This window comes from Brasilonema octagenarum UFV-OR1 (assembly GCF_963888615.1).
GTDB lineage: Bacteria > Cyanobacteriota > Cyanobacteriia > Cyanobacteriales > Nostocaceae > Brasilonema > Brasilonema sennae.
The window spans coordinates 1-1,255 of the sequence record NZ_CAWPKW010000369.1; the positions used below are offsets into that span (position 1 = coordinate 1).

Genomic DNA, 1,255 nt, shown 5'->3' on the forward strand with positions numbered 1-1,255 from the left:
TACCATACACGGCTTGACCGACTTGGAACGCTTTGACCTCGGTGCCGATCGCTTCCACAATGCCTGCAACATCCATTCCGGGCGTGTACGGCATTGGCATGGGAAAAATCTTCTTCATGAAGCCTGAGCGAATTTTCCAATCGAGCGGATTGACTCCGGGAGCCTGAACTCGAATCAACACTTCATTGGGTTGGGGTTCAGGTTGCGCTACTGTTTCCAGTGTCAGTACGTCTGACTCTCCATAGTCATGAACGCGAATTGCTTGCATGGTGTTACCGAAAAAACTGGGTTTAAAGCCCCGTCCTAAAGGAGCGGCTTTCTCTTTGTCTTCAGAGTTCTGATGAGTTCTCTGAGTACATCAGTTTTTGTTCTGCCAACAGCTGCGCAGTAGTCTTCAAGAATTTGAAGTTCGTACTCTTCTACTCTAAAATCTAATCGTTTCTTCATAATATTGTACAGCGTTATTGTGTACAATAATTGTTCGCGTTGAGCATACGGTTCCATTCCTCGGTCTTTGATGTCGCTAGACACCAGATGTACTTGCTCTCGGGCGGACAATCACTTCGTTGACATCGACATCATCCGGCTGGGACACAGCATATAAGACGGCTCTGGCGATCGCATCTGGGGTAAGTGCAGTTTGGCGGAATTTTTGCAAAGCGTCTTTTGATGATTCGTCTGTTATATCTGAGCCGAGTTCAGTCGCAACCACGCCAGGGCATATTGTGGTCACGCGGATATTTTTCGATTCCTGCCGCAGTCCTTCGGAGATAGCCCAAACAGCAAATTTTGTAGCAGAATAGATCGCGCTGTTAGGTCCCACCACATGAGCGCTGACGGATGCGGTGTTGATAAACTGACCACCGCCTTGTGCTTCCATGATCGGCAGACCGGCAGCAATGCCGTTTAACACGCCGTAGATATTCACATTGATTGTGCTATTCCACTCCTCAACTTTCAGAGCGTTCATTGGAGACAGGGGCATAATGCCTGCGTTGTTAAAGATGACATCGACGCGGCCAAATTTGTCTTTGGCAAAGTGGATAAATGCTTTGGTATCCTCGCGATTAGTGACATCCACGGCTTTGAATTCTGCTGTGCCGCCTGATGCGCGGATCTCCCTGACAATCTTTTCCAGCTTTTGGGTGCGCCGCGCACCTAGAACAACATTCGCGCCATTTTGAGCTAACAACCTGGCACTAGCTTCACCTATGCCGCTGCTGGCTCCGGTGATGGTAATCACTTTGTTTTCTAC

At 48.7% G+C, this 1,255-nt stretch carries 2 protein-coding genes; both read right to left on the bottom strand.

Annotated elements, in window-relative coordinates; genetic code table 11:
• Window positions 1-268 (bottom strand): alcohol dehydrogenase catalytic domain-containing protein (locus tag AC5590_RS33005; RefSeq protein ID WP_169268996.1); only part of this gene is annotated, 268 nt, incomplete at its 3' end.
• Between the two features lie 255 nt (window positions 269-523).
• The coding region (locus tag AC5590_RS33010; protein ID WP_169268997.1) for an SDR family oxidoreductase at window positions 524-1,255 on the bottom strand (732 nt) is incomplete at its 5' end.